The 17,610-nt window shown below is 47.2% G+C and carries 14 protein-coding genes; all 14 read right to left on the reverse strand.

Features of this window, described 5'->3' with window-relative positions:
* Nucleotides 1-5 precede the first annotated feature (5 nt).
* Complete coding sequence (galU, locus tag BC351_RS11135) at nt 6-878, reverse strand: UTP--glucose-1-phosphate uridylyltransferase GalU (protein WP_079411826.1); 873 nt, start codon at nt 876-878, stop codon at nt 6-8.
* Between the two features lie 236 nt (nt 879-1,114).
* Complete coding sequence (locus BC351_RS11140) at nt 1,115-1,846, reverse strand: DUF6081 family protein (protein WP_079411829.1); 732 nt, start codon at nt 1,844-1,846, stop codon at nt 1,115-1,117.
* Between the two features lie 42 nt (nt 1,847-1,888).
* Nucleotides 1,889-2,815, reverse strand: a complete 927-nt coding sequence (locus BC351_RS11145; RefSeq protein WP_079411831.1) for a prenyltransferase — start codon at nt 2,813-2,815, stop codon at nt 1,889-1,891.
* 156 nt (nt 2,816-2,971) lie between these two features.
* Complete coding sequence (locus BC351_RS11150; protein ID WP_079411833.1) at nt 2,972-4,087, reverse strand: rhamnogalacturonan acetylesterase; 1,116 nt, start codon at nt 4,085-4,087, stop codon at nt 2,972-2,974.
* Between the two features lie 9 nt (nt 4,088-4,096).
* A complete protein-coding gene (locus tag BC351_RS11155; protein ID WP_079412027.1) occupies nt 4,097-5,122 on the reverse strand; it encodes a glycoside hydrolase family 88/105 protein in 1,026 nt (341 codons plus the stop codon).
* Nucleotides 5,123-5,175: 53 nt separating this feature from the next.
* On the reverse strand, nt 5,176-6,009 hold the full coding sequence (locus BC351_RS11160) for a carbohydrate ABC transporter permease (RefSeq protein ID WP_079412029.1): 834 nt from the start codon (nt 6,007-6,009) through the stop codon (nt 5,176-5,178).
* Nucleotides 6,010-6,033: 24 nt separating this feature from the next.
* Entirely contained in the window at nt 6,034-6,921 is an 888-nt protein-coding gene (locus BC351_RS11165) for a carbohydrate ABC transporter permease (RefSeq protein WP_079411836.1), read from the reverse strand.
* Nucleotides 6,922-7,006: 85 nt separating this feature from the next.
* Nucleotides 7,007-8,335: an ABC transporter substrate-binding protein gene (locus tag BC351_RS11170; RefSeq protein ID WP_079411838.1), complete on the reverse strand. Its 1,329-nt coding sequence runs from the start codon at nt 8,333-8,335 to the stop codon at nt 7,007-7,009.
* A gap of 115 nt (nt 8,336-8,450) precedes the next feature.
* On the reverse strand, nt 8,451-10,004 hold the full coding sequence (locus BC351_RS11175; RefSeq protein ID WP_079411840.1) for a response regulator: 1,554 nt from the start codon (nt 10,002-10,004) through the stop codon (nt 8,451-8,453).
* Between the two features lie 6 nt (nt 10,005-10,010).
* Entirely contained in the window at nt 10,011-11,780 is a 1,770-nt protein-coding gene (locus BC351_RS11180) for a cache domain-containing sensor histidine kinase (RefSeq protein ID WP_079411843.1), read from the reverse strand.
* A gap of 157 nt (nt 11,781-11,937) precedes the next feature.
* A complete protein-coding gene (locus tag BC351_RS11185; RefSeq protein ID WP_079411845.1) occupies nt 11,938-14,007 on the reverse strand; it encodes a beta-galactosidase in 2,070 nt (689 codons plus the stop codon).
* 34 nt (nt 14,008-14,041) lie between these two features.
* On the reverse strand, nt 14,042-15,601 hold the full coding sequence (locus BC351_RS11190; protein ID WP_079411848.1) for an ABC transporter substrate-binding protein: 1,560 nt from the start codon (nt 15,599-15,601) through the stop codon (nt 14,042-14,044).
* A gap of 61 nt (nt 15,602-15,662) precedes the next feature.
* Nucleotides 15,663-16,562, reverse strand: coding sequence for a carbohydrate ABC transporter permease (locus BC351_RS11195; RefSeq protein ID WP_079411850.1), 900 nt, complete (start codon nt 16,560-16,562; stop codon nt 15,663-15,665).
* Between the two features lie 27 nt (nt 16,563-16,589).
* Nucleotides 16,590-17,507 carry an ABC transporter permease gene (locus tag BC351_RS11200; protein WP_079411852.1) on the reverse strand — a complete coding sequence of 306 codons (918 nt, stop codon included), beginning with the start codon at nt 17,505-17,507 and terminating at the stop codon, nt 16,590-16,592.
* Nucleotides 17,508-17,610 lie beyond the last annotated feature (103 nt).

Consider the following 17,610-nt stretch of genomic DNA (forward strand, 5'->3'; position numbering starts at 1 on the left):
CTCGCTCACTCCGTTTCTCTTAACATGTCTGCTAAGTAGTCGCGAAGCCAAATCTTGAGATCTGGCCTGGTGTTCGCTTCTGAGAGGATCGCTGAAATGAACCCTTTGTGATTGCCGATATCATGCCAATGACCTCTAACTTGGTGGGCATACAAGGCTTCTATTTGATTCAACGAGATTAAGGCATCCGTCAACTGTATTTCTTGACCTACTCCAACTTGTTGTTGTGCCAAAAACTCAAATATTCGCGGTGTTAGAATGTAGCGGCCAAGAATCGCCAAATTTGATGTGGAGTCCTGAAGGGTCGGCTTTTCCACAAGCTTAGTCACCTGATAAATGCCGTCCTGCAAGGATGTCGCCTCCACAACACCATAATTCCGAGCCATCTGTAAGTCCACTTCCTGCACGCCGATGATTGAGGTTTGATAACGATTATAGGACTGGATCAATTGCCCCAGAGCCGGTGACTGCGAATCAAAAAAAGTATCGCCCAGCAGTACGGCAAAAGGTTCATCTTGAACAAAAGCCCGCGCGCACCAAATAGCATGTCCCAAGCCTAGCGGCTCCGTTTGGCGAATATAATGAATATTAGCTAATTGTGCAGGAGCTTGAACACGCTGGAGATGCTCCATCCTTCCGCTTGCTTTGAGCTGTTTCTCCAACTCAAACGACCTGTCGAAATAATCCTCGATCGCCTGTTTCCCTTTTCCCGTCACAATGATGATATCTTCAATGCCTGAAGCTACCGCTTCCTCAATAATATAGTGAATGGTCGGTTTATCAATGATGGGCAGCATTTCCTTTGGCAGCGCCTTGGTCACCGGTAGGAATCGCGTACCCAAGCCTGCTGCTGGGATAACCGCTTTTCTAATCTTCAAACATCTCACCCTCCTCTCAAGTGCATTGTAGATGTCTTATGTTTAGAATATGCAAGTCTCTCAGAAGTGCCCTAGACACTTATCTTTTTCTCTTAAAATGTACTAGTAAACAGGTCAGCTTGGGCTGGCTGGCCCTGAGGCTGCCTTTTTGGCAGGCTCAATACAACAAAAACCCAACTCAGCTGATGGAATCATCACGCTGAATCGGGTTTTTGTTGTGGCTTTCTCCGCTGCTCCTACTCGCTAACTGTTACGGTTACTGGCGACCATTCGCCGATTATGGTTTGACCGTGGAGGGAGACGCTTCCTTGCGGCGTCAGGTCTTTTTCGGTCATGAGCCCGAGCGCAACTGTGAAACGGTTGAACTTGATGGGCACACTGGTTTCGCGGCGGACTACTTCGCCGTTTATATAGAAGATAACTTCATCGTTGCCGCGATGGTAGGTTATTTGGTACGTGTTAAACTCACGTGGCTGGAAGTGGTCGGTTTCTTCTTTGAAAATGCAGAAGAAGCGTGTTTTATCTGTTTCTGGCACTTGTACGCCTGGGAATGGCAAAACGGCATAGACGCTCGCGTACTTGTCATTGCCAGCGAAGAAATCAAGGGCGGCTCCAGTTGTAAAGTCCAATAAATTCAACGAAACGAAGCCGTCGTAGAGATCATCTGGCACTGTATTTTGCGTGCGCGCCCTGATTTGCAGCTCGAAAGAAATCTCTCCAGCTTCCGGGACTTCAACTTCGCTAGCGGAATAGTACATATGTTTTGCGTTGTCTAGAAACTGGATGTAATCATTTTTGCGGCTTAATGGCGCACGCGCATACAGCATGCCATTGCGAACAATCACCACCGCATTAGGCTCGCGGAATTCCCAAAAAGAGCCGTCAGGCATCGGGAAACCGCCTATTTTCCAAACCTCACCTTCCGATAAAATGGTATGAAAATCGCCAATAGTGAATTGTCTGCTCATGAAATCCACTCCTCCGAATGTATGATGTATCAACTACACACCTTATAAAGCTTGCACAACCGCCTCAATCCCCATAGACAGCATCATGATCACACCGCAGCGCACGGTAGCCTTCAGGGAAGCGCCCATCAGCGGTAAATAAGCCGGCGACGGATTCTCCGCTTTAAGATTCCCATAAACCCGCCAAAAAGGTATGACTGTAATCAAACCTACCAGCGCATAATAAGGAAATACGTGCAGGAATACGCACAGGACTAGGGCTGCATATGACAATACACAAAGAAATTTAGAGAAAGCCAACGCCCGCTTCTCCCCCCAGACAACAACTAATGTCCGTTTGCCTGCACTCTCGTCCGCTTTCCAATGCAGGAAATGGTGATTAAACAATATTAAGGTGGTCAATAAGCCGATAGGTAAAGATAATAGAATCGCTCGATAATCAAGCTGCATGGTTTGAACATAGTAGCTGCCCACTGTTGGCAGCACGCCAAAGGAAAGCAATATAGCAATCTCGCTGTATCCTTTGCCTCTATAGCCAAATTTGATAGGCGGGGCCACGTAGAAATAGGCGATTAAAGCACCTAATCCACCAAATAGCAGGACTAGCCAGCCACATAGGAAGCTAAGGATCAAACCGCAAATAAGGGCGACTGCAAACAGCCCCCAAGTCAACAAACTGAACGTTTTCTCCGCAATCGTCCCATTCGCCAGGAAGCCGGAGTTGGTAGAAATGGTTGAGGCCGTTTCTCTGGCTGCTGTATCAATGCCGTTGCGGAAATCCCATAAATCATTGATCATATTAGAAAATAAATGCGCAGCAATGGCACCGATAAAGGTGAGCACAAATAGGATCGGATGAAAGGTATGGTCCCAAACGAGCGCGCCCAAACCGCCAAGAATGACGGGGATAACCATGACTGGGATTACCTGAAAACGGGATGCTTTCATAAATAAAGCAAGATTGCTCATCTCTCACATTCCTTTCCGCAGAAATAACTCTTGCACCTCATAGTATCCCAATCTACCAGCTGCTTCAAGTCAATTCTATTGCCAAAGCACAAGAAAAAACCAGCCAAATCCAAGTCTGGAAATAGACCGGGGTCTGACTGGTTGATCGAACATTTCTCACCGAAAATAACGGCTAAGCGGCTCAATCTGCTGCTTTTGGATACTGGCGACGACTAAGCCGGCAACGGCAATTCCGCCTCTTTCCTGGAAATGCGTGTTGTCCGCTGCCCCTTTCGGAAAGTTAGGGAACTCACCAGGCCACGCCCACATGAACAAGGATTTGCTTTCTTCTTCGCCCAGCGACTCGAACAATTGCTTGCTCTCTTCGGCTAAGTCGATCAAGATGACTTGCTCTTCTTCAGCAAGCTGCTTCATCGCGAGGAGATAGTCGCCATGTGTATCAACTATTTTCCCCATCTGATCATACAATCTTCGCTGCACCGAAGTGACCAAAATAGGCGTAGCGCCTCGCATTCTCGCCTCTTGAATATAGACGTTCAGATGCTCTTTGTAGGTTGTAAAAGGAGAAGTAGCCCGCTCCGCATCCCGCTTCTGATCGTTATGTCCAAACTGAATGAGCAGGTAATCATTCGCATTGATGTTTTCCAGAATTGGAGCCAGCCGCCCTTCATCCAGAAAGCTTTTGGAGCTGCGGCCCGATACCGCATAATTGGCTACAGCAGCATCCGCTTTCAAGAAAAATGGCAGCATTTGTCCCCAGCCTACGTACGGATAGCCGTCCTGAGGCTGATCAGTTACGGTTGAATCACCGGCGAGGTACAGCGTGGCCGCTTGCGGTGCGGATAGAATTTCCAAGGCATTGATGCGCGGCGCCACACCGGAGAATGCCAAGCGAAGCTGCCCGTCAGCCACATGGACGGTAAAGCTGCTGCTCACGAATTCACCGGCAGCCGTTACCAAATCCGACAGCAGGAGCCTGCCAGACCCAGCCTTCAGACCTGTACAGGTGGATGTAATAAGATCACCCATCAAAGTGTGTATCGTATAGTTGCCATTTGGCACGTCTGCAACGAACACAGCCCCTACAGGGATGCAGAAATCTTGACGCAGCGCCTCCGGACGTCCGCGATCACGTTCATAAACCGTGGAGCCCTTAAGAAAGCCATAACCGCCTGCTTTGGCATCATAATCTGTGTTGGCGCTCACTTTCGTGTACCCTTCCTTCGCCGCGCTTGTTTCAGGACCAAAATCAAACCGCAAATGCACACTCATAGTAGCGGCCTACCAGTCTTTGCGGTTGAGCAAGGATGACAGAAAGGTTAGTCCTAGTCCTTGTCCCCAGCCTTGAATGCGTTTGTGGGGTACTCCCCTGTAGCCTTCAATGTCGCGCATAACCGCCGTGCCTGCCGATACCTGTGTAACAGTGCCATCCTCAGTGATGCGGGATAAAATGCCTTGAATCGATTTATTCGTGTATTTGTTGTATAAATTACCTGAGCCGATTAAGGCTGCGGCGATCCCTGCCGAACCAGACGTTTCCAGATAGGATTCTTGATCCGTTATAACCGTATGCCAGAGACCGCTTTCGTCCTGCAATCGGACAAGTGCGCTTAGCTGATCACGCAGCGAGCCTTCCATAATCATAAACGATGGATGTGTGACATGGACCAAACGCAGCGCCCTAGCCATCGTAATTGCTGCCCAAGCATTGCCGCGAGCCCAGAACATGCCGGACATATGAGTTTGAGCAAGGTTATCCCAGCCATGGTAGTACAGATTCGTTGCTGCATCCTGCAAATAATTTTCATGTCCATGGTACTGCTTCAATCCATCTTCGAAATAATCGTCGCGTTTCAGCATAGCGCCAATGCGCAGCAGGAAATACCCAGCCATGAACATCGTATCTACCCAAGCCTGCTCCGGGAAATTATAGGTTTCCGAATTGACCGTATGTTGGAAAATACCTTCTCCGAAACGTTCTGCTTCATGGGTCAGAAATTCGGCCATTTGCGTAGCAATCTCGATGTAGCGCTCTTCACCGGTTTCCTTATACAGCGTCAATAAAGAGTGACCAATAGAGATCCCATTGACAGACAGCTTAGGCAGGCCATCTTCCAATTTCTCGTCCACCCATTCCTTCAGCAGTTGCAAATATTCCTCATTTCCTGTTGCTTCGAAGGCTTCCGTCACACCATAAAAAGCGACTCCACCCGGCCAATCCCAATTAAAGTCCATCCGGAACGTTCGGCGTACTACGCAGTCAATCACCTTGCGAATTTCATCTGCATCGAATTGTAAGGCTGGCATCTCTTCATTTCCTCCCTGTGGGTTCGTAGTATTGATCAGCTTCGTCATGCGAATTATCCTTTCAAACCGCTCGTTGAAATCCCGTCAACAATATACTTCTGGAAAATAATGAACACGATAAAGATCGGAACCAGGGATAACGTGGACATGGCGAACATGCCGCCCCAGTTGTTCAAAGACTCGCTGTCCAAGAATAGCTTGAGTGCTAAAGAAACGGGATATAGACTCGGATTATTCAAGTACAGCAAAGGGGTGTAGAAATCATCCCATCTCCAATAGAAGGAGAAAATAGCGGACGTCACAAGCGCAGGAACAATTAACGGCACGATAATTTTGTAGAAGATGCTGTACTTGCTGCATCCATCCATTTTGGCTGCTTCATCCAGCTCCGGTGGAATCGTACGAATAAACTGCATGATCAGAAAGATGAAAAATGGAATTCCAAAAAACTGCGGAACAATGATCGGTTTGAACGTAGATAACCAGCCAATTTTGGCGAATAAAATGTACTGCGAAATGATCGTCACATCTTGCGGCAAAAGCAGCGTCAGCATAACCGCCGAGAACCAGAATTTGCTCCCGAAAAACTTGATGCGCGCAAACCCATAACCGACTAACGCAGAGGAAACAACCGCACCAATCGTGGAAAGAATAACGATAATGAACGAGTTTTTCATAAATGTGGCAAAGGTTATGCCAGCGAAGCCTTTCCAGCCCGAAACATAGTTGCTCCACGCCAGTCGGCTCGGAATCAAACTGGTTGCCGTGGTGTAAATTTCATCGTTTGGCTTCAGCGAGCTGGCAACCAACCAAAGAATCGGATAAATCGCTGTGATCGCGATCAAACAGACAAGCACATGATACAGTATGGTTCGCACACTTTTCATTCGTATAACCATGTCAGATCCCTCCTAGCTTTCGTAGTGAACCCAATATTTCGATGTTTTGAAAATAACGAAGGTAATGACGCCGATCATAATCAGCATGAACCATGCCATGGCCGAAGCGTAGCCCATTTCGAAAAACACAAACGCGCGGTGGAATAAATAGAGCGAATACAGCAAGGTATTGTTCAGCGGCCCGCCTTCACCATTGGAAATAATATAAGCCGGCGTGAAGGTCAGGAAGCCTGAAATCGTTTGCAGAATTAAATTAAAAAGAATAATCGGGCTCAGCAAAGGCAGCGTTATATGAAAGAACTTGCGGATCGGCCCTGCGCCATCTACACTGGCGGCCTCGTAATAGGTGCCGGGAATATTTTTCAATCCGGCAAGAAAGATGAGCATGGAGGAACCAAATTGCCAAACGGACAGCAAGACTAAGGTACCAAGCGCGGTAGCCGGAAAGCCAATCCAGGATGTCGTCGTGGGGATGCCAATGTTGCCGAGAAAAGCATTAATGAGTCCTTTATCGCCAAAAATTTGACGCCACATGATGGAAACTGCAACACTTCCTCCGATCAAGGAAGGCAAGTAATACGTAGCCCGGTAGAGCCCAATGCCTCGAACAGCCCGATTGAGCAGCATCGCGACCAGCAAAGCGATGATGAGCCGCAAAGGAACAGACGTAAGCACATAAGTTAACGTAACGCGGATCGAATCCAGTATTTTATCATCGTTCGTAAACATCTTCTCGTAATTAGAGAAGCCCACCCATCTGGGCGAAGATAACAAGTCATATTCGGTAAAAGAAAAATACAGCGATGAGATCATCGGAAACAGCGTGAAAATCAAAAATCCCAGGATGAAAGGTGATATAAACACATAACCGACTATGTGATCATTTTCACGTAGTTTCATAGTTCCACTCCCTTGCCTTCGTCAATTTCTATTTATTAGCGGTTGGGCAGCCTCTCATGAAGCCACCCTTCAAACGATCAGAACTTCATTTCTTATTTCTAGCCAAGATGGCATTCGCTTCATTCGAGAATCTGGCCGCGGCCTCTTCGACCGACAGCTTTTTATACAGGATTTGCTCCTGCATATCCCGAAGCAGCTTGCTGACTTCCGCGGCACCAATCGGATCTGGAGGATCCATGCTGCTGCTGTTCTGCTCGACCCATGCCATGTAGTTGTAAATTTGCTGATCTTGCTCGGACAGCGTAGGTTTCAAAGCATCTTTCACCGTTTTGGAAATGGGAATGCCACGGTCGCCTTTAATGAGTTTGTTCGCTTCGATATCATTCAGAAACCATGAAATGAATTTGGCTGCTTCCGTTTTCTGCTTGGAGCTTTTGGCAATGGAGAACAGCATTGTGGGCTTAAGGTATAGACCCAACTTTCCATTCGGACCCGGAAGACCAATGAGTGTTAACGGTTTCTTCGCCGCTTCTTGCAAGGAAGCAAATTGATTGGACCAAGCCATCGTCATGAACCCATCGCCCAGTACAACCGGATTCTCTTCCGGCGTCAATTTGGATAAAGCTTCTTTATCCCAATCGCGCATATAGCCAGCTTCGTACCATTTCAGATACATCTTGAAGTAATCTATAAAATAGCGGGGATCCTTATACCCAAGACTCGTACCATCCAAGCTAAAATAGTGCTGACCTTGCGTTCGCAAGTAGTACGGAAAAAACTGATCAAACCGCATGTGATCGAGCACCTTGCCCTGCGCTTTCATCCGCTTCGCAATGACTTCTAAATCAGACCACGTCCAATCCGGCGGTATGGAGGAAATTCCCGCTTGCTTCAGCATGGCGGCGTCAAAGGTGGCCCCCATTGCGTTCATCCCAAGGGGAATGCCATACAGCTTGCTGTCGACTCGTCCGGTATTAACTGTTTCGGGCGTTGCGGCACGAACATCAATCGTCCCGCTGCTCGTCAGCGTTGACAAGTCCTCTAATTGGTCCTTCGTGCCATATTGCGTCAAGTAAGATATATCCATCTGGATAATATCTGGAAGCTGATTGGCTGCGGCTTGCGGCGCCAGCTTTTTCCAATAATCATCGAATCCCGCGTATTCCGTATCAATCTTCACATTCGGGTTCAGTTGTTGATACATCTCAATCAGCTTTAACGTGTAATCGTGCCGAGCTTGGCCGCCCCACCAGGCGATGCGAAGCTTTACGTCCTTATTGCTTTCCGATTTCCCGGTTTCAATCGTTCGTGGTATCCCCGTTCCCCCATTCGCTGAACCTTGATTCGAGCTGCATCCCGTGATGCTTGCCGCTAGCAGAGCGAGGAGCAGGATTGTTAGGGTTGTGTGTTTCATAGTTAGCTTCCTCCGATGCGTCACCTGCGCTCCACATGTCTATTATCTACTTGCAGGAGCGAAAGTTGAATCTAAATTACCGCGATAAATGTTCAAAAAACAGTGAAAACCATATCTACTGCGATAGCTTCTTATACTCGGAGGGAGCGCAGCCCGCAATCTTTTTGAACACCTGAGAGAAGTATTGCGGATTATCGCCAAAGCCCAGCTGCTCGGCTAATTCAAACATTTTCACATCCTCATTATGCTTGATCAGATCCATAGCTTTCTTAATTCGCACGGTAACGACATAGTTGGAGAAGCGCTCTCCAGTCTCTTTTTTGAACAATTTCCCGAGATAATCCGGGTTCATATACAGCATGCGGTGGGCAACCCAGTTCAGTGAAAGCTCTGCGTTCGCAAGCTCCGCATTCACAATATCAATCACCTTCTGCACGACTTGCGAGTGCTTGTTTCTATTCTGTTCAAAATTGGCGTGTGCGATTTCGGAGGCCATCTGCTTCAACTGCTGAATGATGGCTTGCATCGTTTCCATTTGCGAAATTTGACCCATAAGTCCCATGTAAATATCCATTTGGTGCTCGCTGCACAGTCTGGTTATCGAAATAAACAATTGAATGACATACGATTTGGTCGTTTGTATATCAAGTCTGGAATGAATGAGCTGATCGTGAAACAGATCAATACTTGCTTCAGCTTCTTTCCAGTTGCCTGCCCGGATAGGAAATAGAATCCGATCATCGTCATACACGAAATCAGCCTTATTCGGCATGCTGGAATCCAGAATATCGCGCATGGTAATCAGCCCGCCTTCACCAAGATAGAAACGGTGGCTTAAGCAATCAAGCGCTTGCAAATAAAGGCGCCTTGCCTCCACAATCTCCCCAGCTTCACTGAGCGCAACTGTCGTGTCCATTTTGTAGTAGAGCGTGAAAATACGCCTAATTTCTTTGATTTGCTCTTGCAATCGCTCCATTTCCTGCTGATCCTCGATCAGAATCAGAATTTGTTCGGCAATGGTGGAACTGAGCAAAGGCTCATCGAGCAGATCTTCGGCAATATTTTTCACAGCAAAAAGATGCTCGTATTCGAACTTGTCTTCTAACCGAAATAACAACAACCGGACTTTCTTCCCGCTGACCTGCAGTCCAAAAAGATCCTGATAATAGTCCCAATCCCGGCTGCCATACGATTTATTCGTCACGAATTCCTTCAGAAACTGCTCTTTGACATGCGGCAGCACCTTCTGCAAATTAGCTTTCATGGACTGGACGAAGCCTTCCTTGCTCTCCTCCATCTGGTATTCGGCCACTATTTCACGCAGGGCATTCAGAATGCTGTTCTCGTTGCAAGGCTTCAGCAGATAATGCTTTACACCATACTGCATCGCGATTTGCGCATATTCGAACTCGTCGAAGCCGGAAAGCATGATGAAGCGGGTATGCGGATGCGTTTCCTTCACCTTGGCCACCAACTGCAAGCCATCCATGCCCGGCATCCGAATATCGCTGATAATAATATCAGGTGCATGCTCGGCGACGAAGTCATACGCTTCAAGGCCATTTCGCGCCGTTCCGATCAATTCCGTTCCCACCGATTGCCAATCCACAATAGTTGAAATTCCCTCAAGTATCATTCGTTCATCATCTACCAGCAGCACTTTATACATAGGCGATTACCCTCTTTTCATCATTGGAAGTCGAATTGAAATACGCGTACCGCCATCCAAGCGATTCTCCACTTGAATACCGAATTCATCCCCATAGGACAATTTAATTCGTTCATCAATATTTTTCAGGCCGATTCCCGTCCCCTTCGATTTGCGCTCCCCGGTCAAAATTTGCTCCAAATACACTTCGTCAATACCAGGTCCGTTGTCTTCAACGATTAAAACCACAGCATCCGCCTCTTCCCTGCCGCTAATCTGAATCACACAAGGCTCAAGCATGACTTCTACCGCATATTTAATCGCATTTTCCAAAAGGGGCTGCAGTGTCAGCTTTGGAATGCTTTGACTTAACAAGTGCGCTGGAACATCCAGTCTGAAATCAAGCCGCTCTTCAAATCTAACGCGCTGGATTGTAATATAGTGCTGCACGAGCTGCAGCTCGTCTTCCACAGAAATCATATCCTGCTTCAAGCTTATCGACGAACGGAGCAAATAGCCAAGCGATTCAACCATTTGCGATACCTGCTTCTGGCCATTCATCTTGGAAATCCAATTGATAGATTCGAGCGTGTTGTACAGAAAATGTGGATTAATTTGCGCTTGCAGGGATCTGAATTCGGTTTCCTTAATGATCAGCTGCTTGGTGTAATTTTCTTTAATCAGCTCCTGAATCCGCACAATCATCATGCGATACGTACGCTGGAGCAAACCCACTTCATCCATTTGCTGTGATAAAGGGGCAAGCGTCGGCAGCTCTGAATTCTCCAGATCGCTGATCTGCAAGCCGCGCATACTGCTTATCAAGCCATCGATCGGTCTGGTCACGCTGCGCGCAACGGTCATGCCAAAGCCAACAAGGAGGAAGAAGCTGACCAGAAAAGCGGCAATCATCCAATTTTTCATCAGAATAATATGGCTGAAAATCGTTTGAAACGGCAGCCTATTGTAGTACGTCCAGCCCAAATAGTCCGAGTGGATATGAGAAACGAAATATTTCTCACCGTCTTGTTCCATGATCCGAAAACCTTTGGCTGCCGATTCAGACGGAAAGCTGTCATTCATGAATGACTTCAAGTTAGCGGTATGCGGATAAATCATATTTCCTTGCGAAACAATCAGCAGCTCGCCATCGCGTATGACCGCTTCCCGCGCATATTGATTGACAATTTTGTCTAAATTCACATGCAGCACGAGAGTGCCCAGCTTGTTTAAATCCAGATTATCAAAGGAACGAATTTGCCTTGTTGCAACCAGACTGTAATCCTGAGCATCAGGGTTCACCCAGCCTAAGCTGCCGCCTCCCTGTTCGGAAATTCGCTCTATTAAGGCTCGCCGCTCTGGAGAAAGCGTTGTCAAATTTCCGCTGGAATAACTGTTTCCCCGTAAATCAGTAATATCCGCTGCCGTAATATAGGTCTCCGTATTGATATATTGGACAAGCCGATCCACCAGCTTCGCTCGGGATTGAATGCGAGTATAGTCCGATTCGTTCGAGTTCATGACCATGAGATTTTGTTGAATCTGCTCGTCGGACATGATGCTGAACGTTAATCGCTCCACTTTGTTCAATTCGTTTTCAATCAAGGTGGAAGATAGATTAAGGACTTGGGACGATTTCTCATAAATCTGCTGATCATATATCGAATAGGCGATCTGCAGCCCTACCAAGGAAATACACGAGCTGACCGCCATGGAAACAGTAATCAGCAGGAACAGCTTCGCTTTAATGCGTAAATTGCGAACTTTATTAAACCATAAGCGAATACCTGATCTCATTCGAAATTCACCACATTTCTTCGCTGAATAAGGGCTAATCTGGAGAGACTCTTCGCGATGAAGGCTGCTTATTCCTCTAAGCGCATATAAAAAGGATGCTGGAATCTAATCCCAGGCATCCCATTATGGTTTAAATTAGGCTTTGCAATGGAGCGTGTCAACGCTGCTCCCGTTTTAGAATTCGCACCCCATACGGCTGAAGCAGCAGACTTTTGTCAGCAACCTTTTCCGCTGAAAGCATATCCATGTAGGTATGATCATCCAGTGTGAGCGTATGCGGCTTCTGACTGAAATTCATGATAAAAATGAACTCATGCACGCCGTCTGTCCGAATTTGGGCGGTCACTTCGGCTGGCAATTCAACTTCCAAGGCACCCTTAACCCCCGCTTCCGCCACTACCTTTTGGTAGAAATAGTTCAGGTGGGACTGCTCGGTCCGTGTCGCCACATAGTAGGCTTTGCCTTGACCAAACGAATTCACGGTCAGCGCAGGGCGTCCAGCGTAGAAATCATCCCCATAGACAGCAAGCACCTCGGCACCTTCTGTATGAATTAAATCACAGAGCTCACGCGCCTCATATTCTCCGGAAAGCTGCAAGGCATTGCCGTCTGTGAAAATAATTCGGTTCTTCTCATGATCATGCAGGCCGTCAATTTCCTCGGACCATATGCCCAGCGTCTTGCGCAGCGGTCCAGGGAACCCGCCAAGGAAACAGAGATCGTTCTCACTGACGATGCCGGACCAGTACGTCGTCACGAACGTTCCACCGCTGGCAACAAACTGTTCAACTTTCTCACCGACACCCGGTCGTACCATATACAACATCGGTGCAACGATAAGCTTGTATTTACTGAAATCGCAGTCCATATCAATCACATCCACTGGAACGCCTTGCTCCCAGAAAGCGCGATAATGACGAATCACCGTTTCCTCATATTTAATCCCGATGTTGCGAGGTCCTTGCGAATCCTTGACGGCCCAACGGTTTTCCCAATCCCATATGATGGCGGTTTGCGCAGGCACTTGAGTGCCGATAACGTCAGACAGTTTCTCCAAAGCATCGCCAAGTTCAGCTACATCTCGGAATACGCGTGTATGCTCATGTCCAACATGATCAATGACAGCCCCGTGCAGCTTCTCACTGGCGCCTCTGCTCTTGCGCCATTGGAAATACTGAACTGAATCCGAGCCATGAGCCACTGCCTGCATGGAAGCCAGCATATGCATGCCAGGCTTTTTCAATTTGGAAACCGCTTGCCAATTCGTTAAGCTTGGCGTGCTTTCCATCAACAGAAAGGGCTGTCCGCCCTTCAATGAGCGGAACACATCATGGTTCATAGCGAACCAAGCCGCCAGCTGGCTTTGATCCTCAGCATCATGCCAGGTCGGATAGGCATCCCAGGAGATGACATCCAGAATATCGGCGAATTTCCAATAATTCAGCCCTTCATAACCTTCCATCAAATTCGTAGTGACGGGCAATTGTGTGTTATATGCTTTAAGCGGAGCGATTTCGTGACGGCAGAAATCCACAGTTTGATCCGTCACAAACCGTTTCCAGTCCAGATTCATCGCATGCACCAAGTTTTCGCCATGAGGTGCCGGAGACTCTAGCTGTGACCAGCTTGTATACGTATGGCTCCAAAACGAAGTCCACCACGCCATGTTGAGCGCATCCAGTGTGCCGTATTTGCGCTGCAGCCAACCGCGGAACGCTTCCTGGCAGTAATCGCAGTGGCATTCGCCGCCGTACTCGTTGGAGATATGCCAGCCAACGACCGCCGGATGCTGCGCATAGCGTTCAGCTAGCCGCGTGTTCATGATGCTTACCTTTTCCCTGTACACAGGGGAGGTGAAGCAATGGTTATGACGCGCCCCATACAAGTTGCGCAACCGATTCGCGCCAACTCGCAGTACCTCCGGATATTGCTCCGCCATCCAGGCGGGTCTTGCTCCGCTTGGAGTTGCCAGCCAAGCGTAAATGCCGTTCGCAGCGAAGGCATCGAGCACACGATCGAGCCAATCGAAGGTAAACGTCCCTTCGACTGGTTCAAGCGCTGACCACGCGAAGATGCCAAGCGCCATCACATTGCATTTGGCCAATTTCATGAGGCGAATGTCTTCTTCAAGCACTTGCGGATCGTGCTGCCACTGATCAGGATTGTAATCGGCACCGTGCATGAAAACTGGTAGCTTAGAGCTAATAGGCGGATATTTATGAGACATGAACTTTCACCTCTTGAATCAATTTATCAAGTTACTATTTCTTCGCAATCAATGGATCTGCTTGGCTTTGCATCTCAGCGACAATTTTCTCGATGCCGGCTTGCTTCAGCTTGTCATTGAATATTTTCAAACCATGCGCAGCATCGTTCGGATCTACCAATCCGTAGAAAAGCGGTTTACCGTAAGTATCCATCACATTGCTGACAGCGGCTACTTCATTTTTCACTTTGGTATCGTCAAACGTGAATGTTTCCAGTGGATGGTTCACCGTAACAGCCTTCTTCCAGTTTTCTGTAAAGGCCTGTGTTTCTGTGGCAACCGTGGAATCCATACGCTCATGCAGCGAGTTCCAACCCCAAGGATCCGTACCGGATGGCGGGAAATCCGCAGAAGCCGGAAGCGGCTTGAACTGATCATTGCCTACTGGCTCGTAGTGCTTGCCTTTAATGCCATAGTTCGTCAAATCATGAATGTCAGGGTCATAACGAAGCAGGTCAATCGCCATAAGGCCGCGCTCATAGTTTTTGGAACCCGCATGGATCGACATGCCGTTGTTAATAAAAGGATTAGACAAACGCTTCTTATCGGAGCTCAAATCATACAATTCTACTTTCCAATCCGGATGTGTCGTTTGCATTTCGGATTTGGTACGCAGCAGCGTTCCTAAATTCCATTCCACAGAAGCCAATTTCCCGTCTTTAAAAGCTTGTGTTTTATCCACTTTGTTGGCTATCGCATCACGGGACCATGCGCCAGTTTTTTGCGTATCAAACATTTTCTTGGAGAACGTTGCAAATTCAGGCGTATCCACATAGTTGAATAATTTGCCAGTACCTTCTGTTACTTTATAAACGACAGGCAGCTGAGGGACAACGAAATTCCACTCATTTGGCTGCAGCAGCTCAACCGCATTAAACTCACTCACACCGATACTAGGCTTGAAATCCTTCTCTTTCTCCGCAACCGTTTTCAAATAGGTCACATAATCATCATAGGTTTTCAGTTCCGGCAAATTGTATTTCTGACGCAAATCACCGCGAATCCCAACCATATGATAACTGTATTCAAAATTATTTTGCGGCACCATATAAATTTTACCGTTAATTTTCGCTTGCTCCCATGCAACTTTTGGCTCTTCTGCCCACGTTTTTGGAGCGAACTTCTTAATCATGTCTTCGGTCAGTTCCATAAAGCCGTTTTTGGTAGCTTGCTGGGCATAATAGGACCAAGTCGCGGAGAACACAAGATCGAAATCCTCGTTGGCTGCGAACATCAGCGGATATTTCTGTTGGTACTCGCCCCAATCCAAGAAACTGACATCGAGCGTGGCATTAATCTTTTGCTTCATCAATTTATTGACTTCCCCATAAACCTCGTCAAACGCTTTGGGCTTGGAGCCCAGCAAAACCATCTTCAGTTTCACTTCTTTGCTTGTATCAATCCCCGAGCTTGACGTCGCGGAAGCGCTTGCTTGAGTCGCCGCAGAAGCGCTTGGCGTTGGTGCTGCATCTTTCGATCCGCAGGCTGTCAGAACAGTTCCCATTACAAAAAGCGACGCAAGACTGAGTGTGGCTAATTTCTTCGTATGTGCCATATTATTCTCCCCTTATAAAAGTATAATAGTTTATGATAACCGGGAATGTAAATTCCCGGGGTTACCCTTTGACAGCTCCAACCGTCAAGCCTTGAACAAAATAACGCTGTACGAACGGATACAAGAAGATAATCGGACCTGTGACAAGAATGGCGAGCGCCATCTTCAAGCTTTCACCAGGCAGTTCTGTAACCTGCATGCCGGTAATCGCCATCACCTTGCGAATCCCCTCGAGATTGCCCAGCATTTTATATAATAAATATTGCAGCGTGTACAGCTTCTCATTCTGCACAAACAGCAAGGAGTTAAACCAATCATTCCAATAATTCAAGGCCGTGAACAAACCAATGGTGGCAAGCCCCGGCTTAGCCAGAGGCAGAATCAAGCGAAGGAAGATCGTGAAATCACCAGCTCCATCAATCTTCGCAGATTCCGTAATCGCGTCCGGTATGGTCCGCAGGAACGTTCGCAAGATAATGATATAGAACACATTCAGCAGCGGAGGCACCAGCAGCGCCCAAAACGTATTTTTCATGTGTAAATAGTTAACCATCAAAATGTACCAAGGAACGAGCCCGCCGTTAAACAACGTCGTAAAGTAGAAAAAGAAGGAGAACCCGCTGCGCCATTCAAAATCCTGACGCTGCAACACGTATGCTGTCATCGCAGAAATGAATAGCCCCACTATCGTACCTGTTACGGTTAAGGCGATGGTTAACAAATACGAACTCACAAATTGCTCTGGATGTTTCAAGGCAAAGGCATAAGCCCCCCATGAAAATTCTTTCGGCCATAAGCGGAAGCCATCACTTGTAATCGACGATTCACTCGTTAAGGAACCGCTGATAATTAACAGGAATGGGATTAAACAAGCTAAACAGATCACAGTAATAAAGACATAGCCAATGATATCCAGCAACCGCTGATCGATGTGGCTTTTTTTTACGCTAGTCGTACTCATAGGATCACCCCGCAATGGACTTTATGTTTAAAATAAGGCATTATCTTTATCCGATTTGCGCACAAGGAAGTTCGTCGCCATAATCGTCACAAAGCATAAAATTGACTGATAGAAACCAATCGCTGAAGACATCCCGATTTCGTTATTAACGAGAAGTGAACGATAGACATACGTGTCGATGACATCGGTCGTTTGATAGAGCAGCCCATTATTGCCAACTAGCTGATAAAAGAGTCCAAAGTCACCACGGAAGATACCGCCGATTGCCAATAGAACCAGAATCGTAATCGTCGGACGCAGCGATGGCAAAGTAATGTAACGAATCCGTTGAAACACATTGGCACCGTCAATTTCAGCAGCTTCGTAGGTTTCACGGTCAATGCTCAGGATAGAAGCCATATAGAACACCGCGCCGTAACCGACCGCTTTCCATGCTGAGAAGAAGATAAGAATATATTTCCAATATTCAGGCGTTGTGTAGATGTCTAATTCAGGCAAGTGCAGCGAGCGCAGCAGCGTATTGATCGTGCCATGCTCGAAGTTGAACAAGTTATACGCAACCGCTCCTACAACAACCCATGATAAGAAATAAGGCAAAAACATCAACGTTTGCGCGGTTTTGCGAAACAGCTTTGAGCCGATCTCAGCCATAAAGATAGCGACAATAATCTGCAAAACATTGTTGAGTAGAATAAAAACTGCGTTATACAGCATGGTGTTACTCGTCACTCTAAAGGCGTCGCCAGTCATGAAGAAGAATTTAAAATTATCCAATCCAACCCACGGCGAACCTATAATTCCTAAATCATAGCGATACTGTTTGAAAGCCAGCACAATTCCCGCCATCGGCACATAACTGAAAAGCAGGAAGTAAATGACAGCCGGCGCAATCATGAACAACAGTGTTTTCTTGGACCTCATTCGGTACAGGAGCCCTGTTCTCATCTCTATCCAATCCCCCATCCGGTTCTAGTTGTCTCTCTCATGTATCTAAATTATCAGGATCGGCGAAGCGTGATAACCCGACAAAATATCGATTCCCTGTAAA

Origin of the sequence: Paenibacillus ferrarius (genome assembly GCF_002027705.1) — a bacterium.
Taxonomy (GTDB): domain Bacteria; phylum Bacillota; class Bacilli; order Paenibacillales; family NBRC-103111; genus Paenibacillus_E; species Paenibacillus_E ferrarius.